The organism is Bradyrhizobium sp. HKCCYLRH2060 (assembly GCF_051168135.1).
GTDB lineage: Bacteria > Pseudomonadota > Alphaproteobacteria > Rhizobiales > Xanthobacteraceae > Bradyrhizobium.
In genome coordinates this window covers 259080-277024 of the sequence record NZ_JBNPUK010000003.1, presented here as the reverse complement: position 1 = coordinate 277024, position 17945 = coordinate 259080, and the positions used below count along the sequence as shown (strand labels likewise).

Below are 17945 nucleotides of genomic sequence, written 5' to 3'. Positions count from 1 at the left end.
ACCATGGTCGCACGTTCCACGATACCCGCCGGTGACTTCCGCACCTCCTACGCGGCCGACACCACGATCTTCCCGACCAGGACCAGCCGCAATTTCGCGATCGCCGGTGTCATCCTGCTGTGCTTCGCGCCGCAGGTGTTCTCCGAATACTGGCTGTCGGTTTCGATCCAGATCGGCATCTTCGCGATCGCGGCCCTCGGGCTGAACATCCTGGTCGGCTTCACCGGCCAGATCTCGATCGGCCAGGCCGGCTTCTTCCTGCTCGGCGCCTTCACCTCGGCCTACATCAACAACGCCTATGCCATACCGGTGTTCTTCGCGATCCCGCTCGCCGGCGTGATCACGGCCCTCGTTGGTCTGGTCTTCGGCCTTCCGGCGGCGCGGCTGAAGGGGCTCTATCTCGTCATCGCCACCCTCGCTGCGCAATACATCCTGCTCGACTTCTTCTCCCGGGCCGAATGGTTCTCCGGCGGCTCGGTGCCGGCTTCGGCCAATCCGTTCTCGATTCTAGGCTACACGCTGCGCGGCGACCGGCAGTATTTTTATGTCGTGCTGGCCTATGTGCTGGTCTGCTACCTCCTCGTCACCAACCTGATGCGCACCCGCGACGGCCGGGCGCTGATCGCGATCCGCGACCATTATCTCTCGGCCGAGATCATGGGCATCAACCTGACCAAATATCGCACGCTGTCGTTCGGCCTCGCCGCGTTCTTCGCCGGCATTGCAGGCGCCCTCTATGCGCACTACCAGCTGGTGATCTCGCAGGAAGGTTTCGGCATCGAGCGCTCGATCCTGTTCCTTGCGATGATCATCATCGGCGGCACCGGTTCGATCATGGGCACGCTGATGGGGACCGCCTTCGTCGTTCTGCTGCCGGAATCGATGGAGTGGCTCAGCCATCTCCTCAAGGGCGGCGCGATCGACAAGGCGCTCGCGCTCAACAACAACATCACCTTTCTGCGCGAGATCGCGATCGGCCTGATCATCATCGGCTTCCTGATGTTCGAGCCCGACGGGCTCGCGCATCGCTGGCGCCAGATCAAGACCTATTGGAAGCTCTATCCGTTCTCACATTGATTCCAACCAACAGGGACCGGCGGCAATCCGGCCCGAACCCACCACAGGAGGAAGCACTATGACGATCAAATCATGGCTCGGCTCGGCGGCACTGGCGCTCTTGGCGGGCGCATTCGCCCCGTCGGCGCAGGCGCAGCAGATCGCGATCGGCCATCTGCAGGATCTCTCAGGCGGCACGTCCGACGTCGGCACGCCCTACGGCCAGGGCGTCGCGGACACCTTCGCCTGGGTCAACAAGAACGGCGGCATCGGCGGCAAGCAGCTCGCAGTCGACAGCAACGATTATGGCTACCAGGTGCCGCGCGCGATCGCGTTGTACAAGAAGTGGTCGGCACCGGACAACAAGGTCGCGGCGATCATGGGCTGGGGCACCGCCGACACCGAGGCGCTGACCGGCTTCCTCGCCAACGACAAGATCCCGGACATGTCCGGCTCCTACGCTGCCGCGCTGACCGATCCGGAAGGCACCAGCGGCAAGGCGAAGCCGGCGCCGTACAACTTCTTCTACGGCCCGAGCTACTCGGATGCGCTGCGCGCCGAGCTGACCTGGGCGGCCGAGGACTGGAAGGCCAAGGGCAAGCCGGGCAAGCCGAAATTCGTCCACATGGGCGCCAACCACCCCTACCCCAACGCGCCCAAGGCGGCCGGCGAGGCGCTCGCCACCGAGCTCGGCTTCGAGGTGCTGCCGCCGCTGGTGTTCGCGCTGGCGCCGGGCGACTACAGCGCGCAGTGCCTGAGCCTGAAGAGCTCCGGCGCCAACTACGCCTATCTCGGCAACACCGCGGCTTCCAACATCTCGGTGATGAAGGCCTGCAAGAATGCCGGCGTCGACGTGCAGTTCCTGTCCAACGTCTGGGGCATGGACGAGAACGCCGCCAAGACCGCGGGCGCTGCCGCCGACGGCGTGATCTTCCCGCTGCGCACCTCGGTGGCCTGGGGTGGCGATGCGCCGGGCATGAAGACGGTGCAGGAGATCTCGAAGATGTCCGACCCGACCGGCAAGGTCTACCGCCCGGTGCACTACGTCGCCGCGGTCTGCTCCTCGCTCTACATGAAGGAGGCGATCGAGTGGGCTGCGAAGAACGGCGGTGCCACCGGCGAGAACGTTGCCAAGGGCTTCTATCAGAAGAAAGATTGGGTGCCGGCCGGGATGGAGGGCGTCTGCAGCCCGTCGACCTGGACGGACAAGGACCACCGCGGCACCATGAAGGTCGACCTCTATCGCGCCCGCGTGACGGGTCCGACCGATGGCGACCTCAACGACCTCATGGCCAAGGGCGTGATCAAGCTCGAGAAGGTCAAGACCATCGAGCTGCCGCGCAAGGCGGAATGGGCTGGTTGGTAAGTTGATCGGCGACGGTTGAGTGAACTCAGCAGTCGCCCCACACACGATCGTCATCCCCGCGAAAGCGGGGATCCAGTACGCCGCGGCTCATCGATCAAGCATCGGCGTCTCTGGAATACTGGGTCCCCCGCCTGCGCGGGGGACGACAGCGGTGGACAGCCACAATGACCGAAACACTCGACACTCCGCGAACCGGCGCAGCCAGCGCGACAGCAGCCCCCCTGCTCTCCGTCCGCAACATCGAGGTCGTCTATGACGACGTCATCCTGGTGCTGCGCGGGCTCAGCCTCGATGTGCCCAAGGGCGCGATCGTCGCGCTGCTCGGCGCCAACGGCGCCGGCAAGTCGACGACGCTAAAGGCGATCTCCGGCCTGTTGAAGACCGAGGACGGCGAGGTCACGCGCGGCGAGATCATGTTCGACGGCGCGCGCATCGACGGCATCGATCCGGAGAAGATCGTTCGCCGCGGCATCTTCCAGGTCATGGAGGGGCGCCGCATCGTCTCCGACATGACGTCGCTGGAGAACCTCAAGCTCGGCGCCTTCACGCGATCCGATCGCGAGGTCGCAAGCGACATCGAGATGGTGTTCAACTATTTCCCGCGGCTGAAGGAGCGCACCGGCCTCGCCGGCTATCTCTCCGGCGGCGAGCAGCAGATGCTGGCGATCGGGCGCGCGCTGATGGCGCGGCCGAAGATGATCCTGATGGACGAGCCGTCGATGGGACTGTCGCCGCTATTGGTCAAGGAAGTGTTCGCGATCATCAAGGAGATCAACCGCGATCTCGGCGTCACCATCCTGCTGGTCGAACAGAACGCGCGCGCGGCGCTGTCGGTGGCCAGCCACGGCTACATCATGGAGCAGGGAAAGGTGGTGCTCGACGGCACCGCCGACAGCTTGCGCGACAACGAGGACGTCAAGGAATTCTACCTCGGCGGCGCCGGCGACCAGCGCAAGAGCTTCAAGAACCTGAAGAGCTTCAAACGGCGGAAGCGGTGGCTGTGAACGTCACACTCCGTCATTCCGGGGCGCGCGGCACGCGCGAACCCGGAATCTCGAGATTTCCGGGTTCGGTCCAGTGCGCCAAATGGCTTCGCCAGTTCGCGCAGCGAGCCGTCCCGGAATGACGTGCCAGGACACGAGCAATGACCACCCACTACGACGCCCTCGAAACCCGTGATCCCGCAGCCCGCGAGCAGGAGCTGTTCGCCCGCCTGCCCGACGTGCTGCGTGCGGCGATGACGGCGCCGGCGTATGCGGCGCTGCTGCAGGGCATCGATCCCGGAGAAATCACGACCCGCGCCGCGCTGGCGCAGCTGCCGGTGCTGCGCAAATCCGAACTGCCTGCCCTGCACAAAGCTGCCCCGCCGTTCGGCGGCTTCGTCGCGCAGGCGCCCGGCGCGTTCTCGCGCCTGTTCACATCGCCCGGACCGATCTTCGAGCCGGAGGCAGCGCACAACGATCCCTGGCGCGGCGCCCGCGCGCTGTTCGCGTCGGGCTTGCGCAGTGGCGACGTCGTGCTCAACACCTTCAGCTATCATCTGACGCCGGGCGGCTTCATCTTCGATGCCTCGGCGCGCGCGCTCGGTTGCGCTGTCATTCCGGCGGGACCAGGGAACACCGAGGCGCAGTTCGAGCTGATCGAGGCCTATCGCCCGATCGGCTACAGCGGCACGCCCGACTTCCTCAAGATCCTGCTCGACGGCGCTGCCAGCGCTGGCCGCGACGTCTCCTCGCTCAAGCGCGCGCTGGTGTCTGGCGCGGCGTTCCCGCCGTCGCTGCAGGCCGAGATCAAGGCGCGCGGCATTGATGCCTATCAGGCGTTCGGCACCGCCGATCTCGGCATCATCGCCTATGAGACCGCAGCGCGCGACGGCATGGTCGTCAACGAGGACCTGATCTTCGAGATCGTCCGCCCCGGCACCGGCGATCCGGTGGCGCCAGGCGATGTCGGCGAGATCGTCGTCACGTCGCTCGATCCTCATCACCCCTGGATTCGCCTGGCCCTCGGCGACCTCACCGCCGCCCTGCCCGGCATCAGCGCCTGCGGCCGCACCAACATGCGCATCAAGGGCTGGATGGGCCGCGCCGACCAGACCACCAAGATCAAGGGCATGTTCGTGCGCCCCGAGCAGGTCGCCGAGATCGGCAAGCGCCACCCGGAGCTCGGCCGCCTCAGGCTGGTCGTGACCCGCGCCGGCGAGACCGACGCGATGACGCTGAAGGCGGAATGCGCCTCGCCGTCGGATGGCCTGCAGGACGCGCTCTCAGCGAGCCTGCGCAACATCACCAAGCTCGGCGGCGGCATCGAGCTGGTCGCGCCAGGCGCGCTGCCCAACGACGGCAAGGTGATCGCAGACGAGCGGTGAGACGGCGCGATGTTCCCGTAACGGGAAGCCCTGCACCAGCGGCATGAGCTGGGCGGCCCGCACCGCCCGCACGCAATTGTCGCCTCCCGCGCGCTCTCCTATACAGCCATGTCCCGTCTCTCGGAGTTCGTCCGCATGGCCTTTCCGCGCGCGTCCAAAGCCCTGTCCCGCTTCACCGTGCTCGATCTGACGCGGGTGCGCGCCGGCCCGACCTGCGCGCGGCAGTTCGCCGATTGGGGCGCCAACGTGATCAAGATCGACGCGATGATGGAGGACGGCGGCGAGGCGCTCGGCGGCCCGCGCCGCGGTTCCGACTTCCAGAACCTGCACCGCAACAAGCGCGCGATGACGCTCAACCTGAAGGACCCCAAGGGCGTCGACGTGTTCATGCGGCTGGCGAAGCAGGCCGACGTGGTCATCGAGAACTATCGGCCCGACGTGAAGACCAAGCTCCGCATCGACTACGAGGCGGTGCGCAAGGTCAATCCGCGCATCGTCTATGGCAGCATATCCGGCTTCGGCCAGGACGGCCCCTATGCCAAGCGGCCCGGCTTCGATCAGATCGCGCAAGGAATGGGCGGGCTGATGTCGATCACCGGCGCGCCCGGCGAGGGGCCGATGCGCGCGGGCATCCCGATCGCCGATCTCTCCGCGGGCCTGTCCTGCGCGATGGGCATCCTCACCGCGCTACTCGAGCGCGAGGTCTCCGGCGAGGGCCAGTGGGTCCAGACCTCGCTGTTGCAGGCGCAGATCTTCATGCTCGACTTCCAGGCCGCGCGCTGGCTGATGGAGAAGGACGTCGCGCCTCAGGCCGGCAACAACCATCCGACCAGCATCCCCACCGGCGTGTTCAAGACCTCCGACGGCTACATCAACATCGCCGCGACCGGCGGGCGGATCTGGGAGCGGCTGTGCCAGACGCTCGGCGCGCCCGAATGGATCGACAATCCGGACTACGCCACCGCGCCGGCGCGCTCGAAGAACCGCGATGCGCTCAACGCCGAGATCAACGCGCGCACGCTGGCGAAGACGAGCGAGCAATGGGTCGCCGGGCTCAACGCCGCCGGCGTGCCCTGCGGCCCGATTTACGCGATCGATCAGATGTTCGAGGATCCGCAAGTGAAGCATCTCGGGATGGCTCAGCAGGTCGCCAGCGACGACGGCCGTGACATCACGCTGGTGGCGCAGCCCTTCACCTTGTCGCGCACGCCGAGCCGGATGGCGGCGCGGCCGCCGGAATTCGGCGAGCAGACCGAGGAGATCCTTTCGGAATTCGGCTTTACCGACGGCGAGATCGCCGATCTCCGCCTGCATCGCGTCGTGTGAGCAGGTGCAATATGACCAAGCCGCGGCATCCCGCCGCTGTGGCCCAGATGTCACCACGTTGGAACTTCGACCTGGGCGGGATTGAGGCCAGAGCGAGACCGCGTTAACCTCTTCTCATCAGTTGACGCGGACCCCTAGGGCCCGCGGGCGTGAGGAGTAGCGGGTCATGAGCGCATCGGAATTGAACGAGTTTCTGTCGGCGATGGATATCGTCCGCGACGTCAACGCCGCCGCTCTGAATCACGACGGCGCGCTGCCCTTCGATGAGACGATGCTGGACAACGAGTCCGACTGGTACCACATGCCGCTCGCGGAGAAGGCCAACTGAGGCTGGCCTGCCTCAGGTTCATGCGCTCGCTGACCTGCATCACCTTTGCTCGAAGCCTTCGTTCCGAAAACCGGACGGAGGCTTTTTCTTTTCGAGGGTGACGGGATGAGCTGCGAACCCTGATCCACCGAATGCAAAAAAAAGCCCGACGCACGCGCCGGGCAAGGTGATCGTCTCGGGAGGAAACATCAGGGCGCGATGACCAAAGATCAGGCACCGCGCGTGAGCAGCACGACGTCTGCCCATGAATGAAGCCTACCACTGTGCTGCCTAAAATGCTGTCATCGCAAAGACACAACCTCTGGAGAAGCGCGGAAGCGATTCGAACAACGGTCCGTCGCTGCCGATCCGGCCTCTCGTAAACGTGTCGGCGGTGCCACAGTCCGATTACGATCTGCACTGCCGCTCAATTCACCCAAAAAGTCACAATTCCCGCCCCCGCAAATTTGCGTGCTTTGGACGACGGCCTGCGTCCGTCGATCGGTACCGGCCTGATATCGAGTCGCGCGAAGGGCTGAAGTGCTGATCCCAGGCAGATTGAAGAACGAGACATCGGCCGATTCACTCCGACGTACTCAGTTGCGTTGGCTGACAGCGACGACAGCGCTACTCACCGTCATGCTCGCCAGCCCACTCCTCGCCCAGGCGACGAGTGGCGGCGACGGCGGCGCAGCGACTGGGAATGGCGGCACGAGTTCGGCCACTGGTTCGGGCGGCGATGGTGGTGCCGGAGCCAGCATTGCGCAAGGAGGCGGCGGCGGCGGCGCGGGTGTGAACGGCGGCAACGGCGGAGGTGACAGCACGGGCCAGACCCTGGGGGGCCAAGGCGGCATCGGCGCGGGCGAGCGGGGACATGCCGGCGAAAGCGGCAGCGGGAGCACCGGCGGCGGCGGTGGCGGTGGTGGCGCTCATGGCGCGGTGGTCATCACGAACGACGTCAATTCGACAACCGTAACCGGCGGCAATGGCGGACGGGGCGGCTCGACCAGCCTCAGCTTCGGAGCCGGCGGCGGTGGAGCGGGCGGCTACGGGGTGGTCGTGGATGGCAGCGGCCTGACGTACACGAACGTTGGGGTGATCACTGCTGGTGGCGGCGGTCCCGGCGGCGTCGCCAACGGCACTGGTCGTGGAGGCGACGGCGGCGATGGTGGTTACGGCGTCTATCTGACCGGCACCAGTATCCTGGTCAATTCTGGCGCGATTTTCTGTGGCGTAGGCGGCGATGGCGGCAACACCGCCAACAGCATCCAATTCCACGCCGGTGGCGATGGCGGCAATGGCGGTGCAGGCGCGGTCTTCGCAGCCGGTGGAACCTTGATCAACTCCGGGAGCATCAGCGGTGGCGCTTCAGGAAACAAGGGCGTTGGCCCAAATGCGAACGACGGCGACTACCGTCCGGCCGGGGCCGGCGTCACCGGCGCCAATCTCACCATCATCAACAGCGGCACGATCTCGGCCGGGTTCAATACCGGCGGCGTCGCCGTGACCAGCGCCAACGCAATCACCTTCACCGGCGGCAGCAACACGCTGGAGATCTGGGCGAACTCGATCATCAACGGCAACGTGGTCGGCACCGGCAGCGACACCTTCCGACTCGGCGGCGCTGTGAACGGCACCTTCGACGCGTCCACGATCGGCGCCTCGGCGCAGTATCAAGGCTTCTCGAGCTTCGTGAAGACCGGCACGAGCACCTGGACGTTGACCGGCACCACGACCGCCGTCACGCCCTGGGCCATCAACCAGGGTGCGCTCGCGGTCTCCTCCGACGCCAGCCTCGGCGCGGCCTCCGGCGGGCTCTCGTTCGGCGGCGGCACGTTGCAATATCTCGCGGGCTTCAGCTCCAGCCGCAACATCACGCTCAATGCCGGCGGCGGCAGCTTCGACACCAACGGCAACAACGCCACGCTCAGCGGCACGATCACCGGCAGCGGCGGACTGACCAAGCTCGGCGCTGGCACCCTGACGCTGACCGGGACGACCACTTTTGCCGGCGACACCGTCATCAGCGGCGGCACCCTGCGGACCGGTGCGTCCGGCGTTCTCTCGGTCGCCAGCAGCTACATGATCGCGAGCGGTGCGACGCTCGACATCGATGGCACGGGCCAGACCATCGGCGGACTTGGCGGCAGCGGCAGCGTCCTCCTCGGAACCAACGGGTCGCTGGCGATCGGCGACAATGGCGGCGCCACCGTGTTCTCGGGCACGATCTCGGGCAGTGGCACCTTCGTCAAGAGCGGCCCGGGCGTGCTCACACTCGGCGGCACCAACACCTACACCGGGGCGACCATCGTCGATGGCGGCACGCTGCGCGCCGGCGCGGCCGGCGCCTTCGCCCCCTCGAGCTCCATCGAGGTCGACAATGGCGGCACTCTCGATCTCAACGGCTTCAATCAGACGATCGCCTCGCTGACGGGCGGCGGCGCCGTGCTGCTCGGCGCGGGCACGCTGACGTCAGGCGGCGACAACGCCAGCACGAGCTACACCGGCACGATCTCCGGCAGCGGCGGCTTCACCAAGGTCGGCACCGGCACGATGCGGTTCGACGGGCCGACCAGCTACACCGGCGCGACCACGATCGGCGCCGGCACCTTGCAGGCCGGCGCCTCCGGCGTGCTCGCCTCGGCCAGCGCGTTCATGATCGCGCCGGGTGCGACGCTCGATCTCAACGGCTTCGATCAGAGCATCGGCTCGCTGGCGGGGAGCGGAAGCGTCCTGCTCGGCGCGGCGACGCTGACGGCGGGCGGCAACAACGGCAATACGACCTTCTCAGGCACGATCTCCGGCAGCGGCGGTTTCACCAAGGCCGGCAGCGGCCGGATGACTCTCACCGGCGCCAGCAGCTACACCGGTGCGACCACCATCAACGGCGGCGTGCTCGACGTCGAGGGCGCGATCACCAATACCTCGGGTGTGACCGTCAATGCCGGCGGCACGCTGATGGGCGCGGGCCTGGTCGATCCGCCGATGACAGTCAGCATCAACAATGGCGGCACGCTCGCGCCCGGCAATGGCGCAGCCGGCTCGTCGATGACCATCGTCGGCAACCTCGCGTTCCAGTCCGGCGCCTTCTATCTGGTGCAGCTCGATCCGACGACGGCCACGTTCGCGAGCGTGACCGGATCGGCCACGCTCGGCGGCTCGACGGTGAACGCGGCGTTCGCCGGCGGTGGCTATGTCGACAAGCGCTACACCATCCTGACGACGAGCGGCGGCGTCTCCGGCCGCTTCGGCTCGGTGGTGCAGACCAACCTGCCCTCCGGCTTCAAGACCAGCCTGAGCTACGACGCTAACAACGTCTATCTCGATCTGATCCTCGCCTTCGCCCTGCCCGGCGGGCTCAACGGCAATCAGAAAGCGGTCGGCGACACGCTCTCGATCTTCTTCGACCGAACCGGCGACATTCCGATCGTGTTCGGCAAGATGAATCGAGCCGGGCTGACGCAGGCGTCCGGTGAGAGCGCGACCGGGAGCCAGCAGACGACGTTCAACGCGATGAGCCAGTTCGCGGGCCTGCTGACCGATCCGTTCGCACAGCGTGCTGGCGGCGGTACCGGCGGTGGCAGCGCGAGCAGCTACGCGGACCCCACGCGCAAGCGCACCAATGCCTTTGCGATGCTGACCGACGACAGGCCGGCGGACTTCGCGCAGCGCTGGAATGTCTGGGCGGCCGGCTTCGGCGGCTCACAATCGACCAGCGGCAATGCGGGCGTCGGCTCCAGCGACACCACCAGCCGCATCGCCGGCACCGCTGTCGGCGCCGATTACCGGATCGCGCCGCAGACCTTTGCAGGCTTCGCGCTCGGCGGCGGCGGCACCAACTTCAGCGTCGGCGGCCTCGGCTCCGGCCGTTCCGACCTGTTCCAAGCCGGCGCCTATCTGCATCATCATATCGGCCCGAGCTATCTCGGAGCCGCCCTGGCCTATGGCTGGCAGGACGTCACCACCGACCGTGCCGTCACCATCGCCGGCGCCGACCGGCTGCGCGCGACCTATCAGGCCCACGCCTGGACCGGCCGCATCGAGGGCGGCACCCGCTTCCTTGCGCCGGTCGGCGGCATCGGATTGACGCCGTACGCAGCGGCGCAGGTCACGAGCCTGCGGCTGCCCGGTTACGTCGAGCAAGCCGTCGCCGGGGCCTCGACGTTCGCGCTGAGCTACAACGGCAAGACGGTCGCTGATACGCGCACTGAGCTCGGCCTGCGGACTGACAAGTCCTATGCCTTGAGCGATGGCACACTCACCCTGCGCGGCCGACTCGCCTGGGCGCACGACTTCAATCCCGATCGTTCAGTCGCCGCGACCTTCCAGACGCTGCCGGGCGCGAGCTTCGTCGTGAACGGCGCAGCGCAGGCGCGCGATTCCGCGCTAGCGACCACATCGATCGAGATGAATTGGCTGAACGGCTGGAGCGCAATGGCCACATTGGAGAGCGAGCTCTCGAACGTCACGCGCTCCTATGCAGGCAAAGGGACCGTGCGCTACGCGTGGTGAGAGCTGGCGCGGCGCTCACCTCTCCCGAGGCAGTCCTTCGAGACGCCCGCCTAGGGGCGGGCTCCTCAGGACGAGGTCTGAATCCGCGGCGCGATCAAGATCCTCTCCATGAATACGCGGTCGGCGTGTTCATGGCCTCGTGTAAGGCGGCCGCTCGGTCCCTAGCCCGTCATGGTGAGGAGCGCCGCGCCCAGACCAACGAAAACGGCAACGGTCGAGCGCGGCGCGTCTCGAACCATGAGGCCCAATACGTCGCGGCCAGCTTGCCCTACGCCTCGGCCTTCGCCGCAGGCGCGCTGGACTTGCCGAAGCTCGCCACCAGCCGATCGATCAGCGGCCAGAACAGCAGCAGGATCGCCAGCGTCGTGATGGTGCCGACGAGACCGTTGGCCCAGAACACCTTCATGTTGCCGCCGGAGATGATCATCGACTGCCGGAATGCATCCTCGGCACGGCTACCGAGCACCAGCGCCAAGGTGAACGGCGCCAGCGGGATCTTGATCTTCTTGAAGACATAGCCGACGACGCCGAAGCCGAGCATCAGCCACACGTCGAACATCGCGTTCTGGATGGCGTAGGCGCCGATCGCGCAGGACACCACGATCATCGGCGCCACCGCCGCGAACGGCACGCGCAGGATCGAGGCGAAGATCGGCACGGTCGAGAGCACCAGCACGAGGCCGACGACATTGCCGAGATACATCGAGGCGATCAGGCCCCAGACGAAGTCCTTGTGCTCCACGAACAGCAGCGGGCCGGGATTGAGGCCCCACACCATCAGGCCGCCGAGCAGGATCGCCGCGGTACCCGAGCCGGGAATGCCGAGCGCCAGCATCGGCAACAGCGCCGCGGTGCCCGAGGCATGCGCTGCGGTCTCGGGTGCGAACACGCCCTCGATACGGCCCTTGCCAAAACTGTCCTGGTTCTTGGAGAAGCGCTTGGCGAGGTTGTAGCCCATGAAGGAGGCCGCAATCGCGCCGCCCGGCGTGATGCCGAGCCAGCAGCCGATCACTGAGGAACGCAGCAGCGTCATCCAGTATTTCGGCAGATCCTTCCAGACGGCGAGCACCGTGCGCAAGGAGATCGCGGCGGCGTGACCGCGCAGCGCCAGGCGTTCCTCCATCGTCAGCAGGATCTCGCTGATGCCGAACAGGCCGATGACCGCGACCAGGAAGTTGATGCCGCGCAACAGATCGGTCGAGCCAAAGGTCATCCGCAACTGACCGGACACGGTGTCCATCCCGACGCCGGCAAGCAGCAGACCGAGCGCCATCGCAATGACCGTCTTGTGCTTGTCCTCGCGTCCCAGGCCCACGAACGAGCAAAAGGTCAGGAGATACACGGCGAAGAATTCAGGCGGACCGAACTTCAGCGCAAACGACGAGATCCAGGGTGCCAGGAAGGTGATCAGCATCACCGCGACCAGCGAGCCGATGAACGACGAGGTGAAGGCGGCGGTCAGCGCTTCCGCTGCTTTGCCCTGCTGCGCCATGGGATAGCCGTCGAAAGTGGTCGCCACCGACCACGCCTCGCCGGGAATGTTGAACAGGATCGAGGTGATGGCGCCGCCGAACAGCGCGCCCCAGTAGATGCAGGACAGCATCACGATGGCCGAGGTCGGGTCCATCGAGAAGGTCAGCGGCAGCAGGATGGCGACGCCGTTGGGGCCGCCCAGCCCGGGCAGCACGCCGACGAAGACGCCGAGCACCAGCCCGACCATCATCAAGAGCAGCGTCTTCCAGGTCAGGAGGACCGCGAACCCGTGCAGCAGCAGACCCAAGGCTTCCATGATTTCAATCCAACTGTTACCGCGTCATTGCGAGCGCAGCGAAGCGATCCAGAGTAGAGTGCGCAGCCCTGGATCGCTTCGTCGCTTCGCTCCTCGCAATGACGGGGGATAGACCGGTGTTTAGTACCCGAACGCCGCTTCGAGCGGCCCCTTCGGCATGATCACGTCGAACACGACATCGAACGTCACGAACATCACGGCGCTGAACAGGAACGCCGTGAGCAGCGATTTCCAGATCGCGATCTTGCCGACGAGGCGCATGAACCCGGCGATGAGCAGGAAGCTCGCGACATAGATGCCGAGGAACTGCATCGCGATGCAGAACAACAAGGTCGGCACGAACACGGCCATCACGCGGCGCAGTTGCGCGCGCGTCACGAAGGTCTCGACTGCTTCCTTGCTCGACAGGAAGGCGGCGCCGATCCCGTAAAGGCTGGCGCCGCCGAGGATCACCGACAGATAGAACGGAAAGTAGCCGGGCTCCGGACCGGTCGAGTCCCAGGACGCACCGGTCCGCCAATTGTCCCAGGCGAGCACGACCGCGAGCGCGAGCAGCAGCAGCGACACCGCGACGTCGACGGTCCCGGTAGAGGTGACGGCCGGAGAATTCTCCTCCGGCGCGGTCGGATCGTCGACGGCAATCTCGAGCTCAGCGTTGGACATCGATCCTCCTCATCCCCTCGCCCCGTCCAGCCTTACTTGGCGACGAAGCCCGCTTCCGTCATCAGCTGCTTGTTGAGCGAGCCATCCTCTTCGAGGAACTGCAGCATGTCCTTGCCAGTGAGGAAGATCGGCTTCAGCGCCTGCTTCTCCATGTAGTCCTTGTACTCCGATGTCTGCACCAGCTTGCTGAACAGGTCGATGTAGAACTCCTGCTGTTCCTGCGTCACCTTGCCCGGCAGGAACATGCCGCGCAGCATCAGGTACTGCACGTCGAGCCCCTGCTCCTTGCAGGTCGGAATGTCGTTCCAGGACTGCGTTTCGGTGACCTTCGTCGTGTAGGAGATGCGCTCCTTGTCGAATACGCACAGCGGACGCACCTGGCCGGCGCGCCAGACTTCGAGATTTTCCGACGGATTGTTGACGTTGGATTCGGTGTGACCGCCGACCAGCTGGGTCGCGGCCTCGCCCCCCGACTTGTAAGGCAGATAGGAGAACTTGGCGCCGGTCTTCTTCTCCATGAAGACGGTCAGCACGTGGTCCTCTCGCTTGGAGCCGGTACCGCCCATCTTGAACGGCGAGGCCGACGTCTTGGCGGCATCGATGAACTCCTTCACCGTCTTTGGGCCGTTGACGTTGTCCCACAGCACGAACTGGTCGAGTGCGATCACCGCAACCGGCGACAGCTCGTGCCAGTCGAACGGCAGCTTGGCCGACAGCGGCAGCATGTAGATCAGCGAATAGGCGATCAGGATCTTGTTCGGATCGCCGTCGCTGGACTTCATGTACATCAGGGCTTCGGCGCCCGACGCGCCGCCCTTCAGCGACACGACAACCGGCTGCTTCAGAAGATTGTTCTTCTGAATGGCAGCCTGCATCATCCGCGCCATCTGGTCGGATGCACCGCCGGCGCCCGCGGCGACGACGATCTCGACCGGCTTGGTCGGCTCCCAGCCGGCAAAGGCCGGAGCGCTTGTGAAAATGGCCGCCGTCGCGGCCGCGATCTTGATCAGTTTGCGCACGTGTTTTCTTCCCCGTTCGAAACGCCAGCTTGCATCCTACCAGGATACTGCTGGCTTATTGTGGTCAGTTCAAGAACACAAGCACGATGCGGCCTCATGTTCCTCGGCATAAGGTCGCAAGCACGGCATCGGACTACTTGCCTTTCCAGTTCGGCGTCCGCTTGTTGAGGAACGCCTCCATGCCCTCGCGGAAATCCTCACTCATATAGGCGCGCAGGATCAAATCCTCGCCCTCGTCCCGCGACAGGGTCCGGCGGATGCGGCGCACCGCCTCCTTGGTCACCTCGAGGGTGATCGGCGCGTGCGAGGCGATGAGCTTCGCGGTCTCCAGCGCGCGTGTCTGCAGCGTCTCGACGTCGGGCACGATCTCGTTGAGCAGACCGAGCGCCAGCGCCTCGGGCGCCTCGACCAGCCGCGCCTTGAAGATGAGATCCTTGGTGCGCGCAGGCCCAATCAGCGAGACCACGCGCGAAATGTTCGACATCGACAGGCAGTTGCCGAGCGTACGCGCGATCGGAAAACCGATGCGCGTGGTCTCTGTGCCGATACGGATGTCGCAGCAGGCGGCGATGCCGGCGCCGCCGCCGGTGCAGGCGCCCGCGATCGCCGCAATCACCGGCACACGGCACAGTTCCAGCGTGCCGAGCACGCGGTCGATCCGCGCCTCATAGTCGAGCGCATCCTGCGCGGTCTTGAAGGCGCGGAACTGTGAAATGTCGGTGCCCGAAGCGAAGGCCTTGTCGCCGGCCCCGGTCAGGATCAGCGCCTTGATCGACCGATCGCCATTGATGGCCTCGCAGATCGAGGCCATCTGGTCGTACATCGCGAACGTCATCGCGTTGCGCGCCTGCGGCCGGTTGAAGGTGATCTTGGCGATGCCGTCGTCGACGGCATAGATGAGATCGTCGGAGCCGGTCACAGGCGCGGTCATCAGGCCACCTTCGGAATCGGCGCGGCCTCGCGCGCCTTGAGAACATCCATCGCCGCAAGCACGCCCCCGGCACGATGCGGCACGTTGGCGAGCGCCAGGCCCATCTCGACGCCGGAGAGCGTGCCCATCAGCATCAGGTCGTTGAAATGACCGATATGGCCGATGCGGAAGACCTTGCCCTTGATCTTGTTGAGGCCGGTGCCGAGCGACATGTCGAAGTTTTCCAGCACCGTCTTGCGGAACTGATCGGCATCATGGCCGTCGGGCATGACGACGCCGGTCAGCGCCGGCGAATGCGCCTGCGGATCGGCGCATTGCGTGTCGAGGCCCCACGCCTTCACAGCGGCGCGCGTCGCAAGGCTGTGGCGGCGGTGGCGGGCGAACACATTCTCGTGGCCCTCCTCCTCCAGCATCTTCAGCGCCTCGTTGAGGCCCATCAGCAGATTGCAGGCCGGCGTATAGGGAAAGGTGCCGAGCTTGTTGAAGGTGATGATCTCCTGCCAGTCCCAGTAGGAGCGCATGCCGGGATTGGCCTTGGCGGCGGCGAGCGCCTTCTCCGAGATGGCGTTGAAGCCGAGGCCCGGCGGCAGCATCAGGCCCTTCTGCGAGCCCGCGACGGAGACGTCGATGCCCCACGCGTCGTGCTCATACTCCATCGAGCCGAGGCCGGAGATGGTGTCGACCATCAGCAACGCCGGGTGGCCGGACCGGTCGAGCGCCTTGCGCACCTCGAGCGGCGGCGTCAGGCAGCCGGTCGAGGTCTCATTGTGCACGACGCAAACGGCCTTGATCTTGTGCGCCTTGTCGTCGACCAGACGCTGCTCGATCGCCGCGATGTCGGCGCCATGACGCCAGTCGCCGGGGATGAAGTCGACGTCGAGCTTGAACTTGTCGGCGATGCCCCGCCACAGCACAGCGAACTGGCCGGTTTCAACCATCAGCACCTTGTCGCCGGGCGCGAGCGTGTTGACGATCGCGGCTTCCCACGCGCCGGTTCCCGACGACGGATAGATGATCACCGGCTGCTTGGTGCGGAAGATGCGCTGGCTGGCCGCCAGCACCGCGAAGCCGAGCTCGGCGAACTCAGGACCGCGATGGTCCAAGGTCGGCATGTCCATCGCGCGCAGCACGCGGTCGGGTACGTTGGTCGGCCCCGGAATCTGAAGAAAATGCCGTCCCGTGTGCACAGTCATTGGCGTCCATCCCCGGTCATTTGGTTGGTGCGCGGACGTGGCATGCCACGCGCTCGCCGCGCTTTTCTCCCGCCAGACCGCTGGCGTCAATAAAGAAGACGCAAGCACCGATCGCTCCGGGCTGACATCCCTCAGATGCACACAAATCCCCTTCTTCTGTGCAGTGCGGCATAGCGGGGCACCCCGGCTTGCGGCACGCGATTTGGCCTCATGTCACCGCCGCAAGATGACTCGGCGCATTGCCCTGCGATGGCTCGTCGAGCAGGGCCATCGCGGCATCGACACCGCCGGCGCGATGCGGCACGCCGGCCGCGCGCAGCCCCATCTCGACACCGCTCAGCGCAGCCATCAAGGTCAGCGCGTTGCACTCGCCGAGATGGCCGATGCGGAACACCTTGCCCGCGACCTTGGACAGGCCCGAGCCGAGCGACATGTTGTACTTATCGAGCACGACCTGGCGGAACTGATCGGCGTCATGGCCCGGCGGCATGAGCACGGCGGTCAGCACCGGCGAAAAATCCTTTGGCTCCTGGCACAGCACCTCGAGGCCCCAATGCTCGACCGCGGCGCGGGTCGCGGCCGCAAGGCGCTGGTGGCGCGCGAACACCTGATCGAGCCCCTCCTCGAGCAGCACGGCAATCGCTTCGCGCAGGCCATAGAGCAGGTTCGTCGCCGGGGTATAGGGGAAGAAGCCATTCGCGTTCAGCTTCAGCATGTCCTCCCAGTCCCAGAACGAGCGCGGCATCTTGTTGCCCTTGGCAACAAGGCGCGCCTTGTCCGAGATGGCGTTGAAGCCGAGCCCCGGCGGCAGCATGAAACCCTTCTGCGAGCAGGATACGGCGACATCAACCTTCCACTCGTCGAAGCGGAAGTCGGCCGAGGCGAGACCAGAGATGGTGTCGACCATCAGCAGCGCCGGATGTTTGGCGCGGTCCATGGCGGCACGCACCTCGCCGACCCGGCTGGTCGCGCCGGTCGAGGTCTCGTTGTGCACGACCATCACCGCCTTGAGCCGATGGCCGGCATCGGCGACCAGCTTCTCCTCGATGACAGAGGGATCGACGCCACGGCGCCAGTCGCCAGGAATGAAGTCGACCTCGATGCCCCACCGCGCCGCCATCTGCCGCCACAGCGTGGCGAAGTGGCCGGTCTCGACCATCAGCACCCTGTCGCCCGGCGACAACGTGTTGACGATGGCAGCCTCCCAGGCACCGGTGCCCGAGGAGGGGTAGATGATCACCGGGCTCGTGGTCTTGAAGATTGTCTGCGAGCCGCTGAGCACGGCCCTCCCCAGCTCGGCGAACTCGGCGCTGCGGTGATCGATCACCGGCATGTCCATGGCCCGCAGCACCCGCTCGGGCACCGGACTTGGGCCCGGAATATGCAGGAAATGACGGCCTTGGGGACGGGTCACG

At 65.9% G+C, this 17945-nt stretch carries 13 protein-coding genes; 7 read left to right on the top strand and 6 right to left on the bottom strand.

What is annotated here, in order from left to right; translation table 11 throughout:
* Positions 1-3 precede the first annotated feature (3 nt).
* The 7 genes from ACQR10_RS09045 to ACQR10_RS09015 all read left to right on the top strand — a co-directional run bounded on the left by ACQR10_RS09045 (position 4) and on the right by ACQR10_RS09015 (position 10935).
* Positions 4-1077 carry a branched-chain amino acid ABC transporter permease gene (locus ACQR10_RS09045; RefSeq protein WP_315803558.1) on the top strand — a complete coding sequence of 358 codons (1074 nt, stop codon included), beginning with the start codon at positions 4-6 and terminating at the stop codon, positions 1075-1077.
* A gap of 58 nt (positions 1078-1135) precedes the next feature.
* Entirely contained in the window at positions 1136-2422 is a 1287-nt protein-coding gene (locus ACQR10_RS09040; RefSeq protein WP_315803559.1) for an ABC transporter substrate-binding protein, read from the top strand.
* A gap of 164 nt (positions 2423-2586) precedes the next feature.
* Entirely contained in the window at positions 2587-3426 is an 840-nt protein-coding gene (locus ACQR10_RS09035) for an ABC transporter ATP-binding protein (protein WP_316180084.1), read from the top strand.
* A gap of 140 nt (positions 3427-3566) precedes the next feature.
* Positions 3567-4790 (top strand): phenylacetate--CoA ligase family protein, encoded by a 1224-nt coding sequence (locus ACQR10_RS09030; RefSeq protein WP_316216909.1) that lies wholly within the window; start codon positions 3567-3569, stop codon positions 4788-4790.
* Positions 4791-4925: 135 nt separating this feature from the next.
* A complete protein-coding gene (locus ACQR10_RS09025) occupies positions 4926-6116 on the top strand; it encodes a CaiB/BaiF CoA transferase family protein (RefSeq protein ID WP_316216910.1) in 1191 nt (396 codons plus the stop codon).
* A 166-nt stretch (positions 6117-6282) separates the two neighbouring features.
* Positions 6283-6444 (top strand): hypothetical protein, encoded by a 162-nt coding sequence (locus ACQR10_RS09020; RefSeq protein WP_316216911.1) that lies wholly within the window; start codon positions 6283-6285, stop codon positions 6442-6444.
* Between the two features lie 579 nt (positions 6445-7023).
* Entirely contained in the window at positions 7024-10935 is a 3912-nt protein-coding gene (locus ACQR10_RS09015) for an autotransporter domain-containing protein (protein WP_434911916.1), read from the top strand.
* 268 nt (positions 10936-11203) lie between these two features.
* Here ACQR10_RS09015 and ACQR10_RS09010 read toward each other — a convergent pair whose 3' ends face one another.
* The 6 genes from ACQR10_RS09010 to ACQR10_RS08985 form a co-directional block, all read right to left on the bottom strand.
* On the bottom strand, positions 11204-12724 hold the full coding sequence (locus tag ACQR10_RS09010) for a tripartite tricarboxylate transporter permease (RefSeq protein WP_316180076.1): 1521 nt from the start codon (positions 12722-12724) through the stop codon (positions 11204-11206).
* 120 nt (positions 12725-12844) lie between these two features.
* A complete protein-coding gene (locus tag ACQR10_RS09005) occupies positions 12845-13387 on the bottom strand; it encodes a tripartite tricarboxylate transporter TctB family protein (RefSeq protein WP_315803566.1) in 543 nt (180 codons plus the stop codon).
* Between the two features lie 32 nt (positions 13388-13419).
* A complete protein-coding gene (locus ACQR10_RS09000) occupies positions 13420-14406 on the bottom strand; it encodes a Bug family tripartite tricarboxylate transporter substrate binding protein (protein WP_315803567.1) in 987 nt (328 codons plus the stop codon).
* 133 nt (positions 14407-14539) lie between these two features.
* Positions 14540-15337, bottom strand: a complete 798-nt coding sequence (locus tag ACQR10_RS08995; RefSeq protein ID WP_315803568.1) for an enoyl-CoA hydratase/isomerase family protein — start codon at positions 15335-15337, stop codon at positions 14540-14542.
* Positions 15337-16530, bottom strand: coding sequence for a pyridoxal-phosphate-dependent aminotransferase family protein (locus ACQR10_RS08990; protein WP_316216913.1), 1194 nt, complete (start codon positions 16528-16530; stop codon positions 15337-15339). The genes ACQR10_RS08995 and ACQR10_RS08990 overlap by 1 nt, the downstream gene beginning before the upstream one ends.
* A 208-nt stretch (positions 16531-16738) precedes the next feature.
* On the bottom strand, positions 16739-17944 hold the full coding sequence (locus ACQR10_RS08985) for a pyridoxal-phosphate-dependent aminotransferase family protein (RefSeq protein ID WP_315803570.1): 1206 nt from the start codon (positions 17942-17944) through the stop codon (positions 16739-16741).
* Position 17945: the final 1 nt, after the last annotated feature.

Excerpts from the sequence above, each read along its gene's own strand:
- ACQR10_RS08995 (WP_315803568.1), bottom strand. The coding sequence starts at position 15,337 with ATGACCGCGCCTGTGACCGGCTCCGACGATCTCATCTATGCCGTCGAC.
- ACQR10_RS09020 (WP_316216911.1), top strand. The coding sequence starts at position 6,283 with ATGAGCGCATCGGAATTGAACGAGTTTCTGTCGGCGATGGATATCGTC.
- ACQR10_RS09040 (WP_315803559.1), top strand. The coding sequence starts at position 1,136 with ATGACGATCAAATCATGGCTCGGCTCGGCGGCACTGGCGCTCTTGGCG.
- ACQR10_RS09010 (WP_316180076.1), bottom strand. The coding sequence starts at position 12,724 with ATGGAAGCCTTGGGTCTGCTGCTGCACGGGTTCGCGGTCCTCCTGACC.
- ACQR10_RS09035 (WP_316180084.1), top strand. The coding sequence starts at position 2,587 with ATGACCGAAACACTCGACACTCCGCGAACCGGCGCAGCCAGCGCGACA.
- ACQR10_RS09025 (WP_316216910.1), top strand. The coding sequence starts at position 4,926 with ATGGCCTTTCCGCGCGCGTCCAAAGCCCTGTCCCGCTTCACCGTGCTC.
- ACQR10_RS09005 (WP_315803566.1), bottom strand. The coding sequence starts at position 13,387 with ATGTCCAACGCTGAGCTCGAGATTGCCGTCGACGATCCGACCGCGCCG.
- ACQR10_RS09045 (WP_315803558.1), top strand. The coding sequence starts at position 4 with ATGGTCGCACGTTCCACGATACCCGCCGGTGACTTCCGCACCTCCTAC.
- ACQR10_RS09030 (WP_316216909.1), top strand. The coding sequence starts at position 3,567 with ATGACCACCCACTACGACGCCCTCGAAACCCGTGATCCCGCAGCCCGC.
- ACQR10_RS08990 (WP_316216913.1), bottom strand. The coding sequence starts at position 16,530 with ATGACTGTGCACACGGGACGGCATTTTCTTCAGATTCCGGGGCCGACC.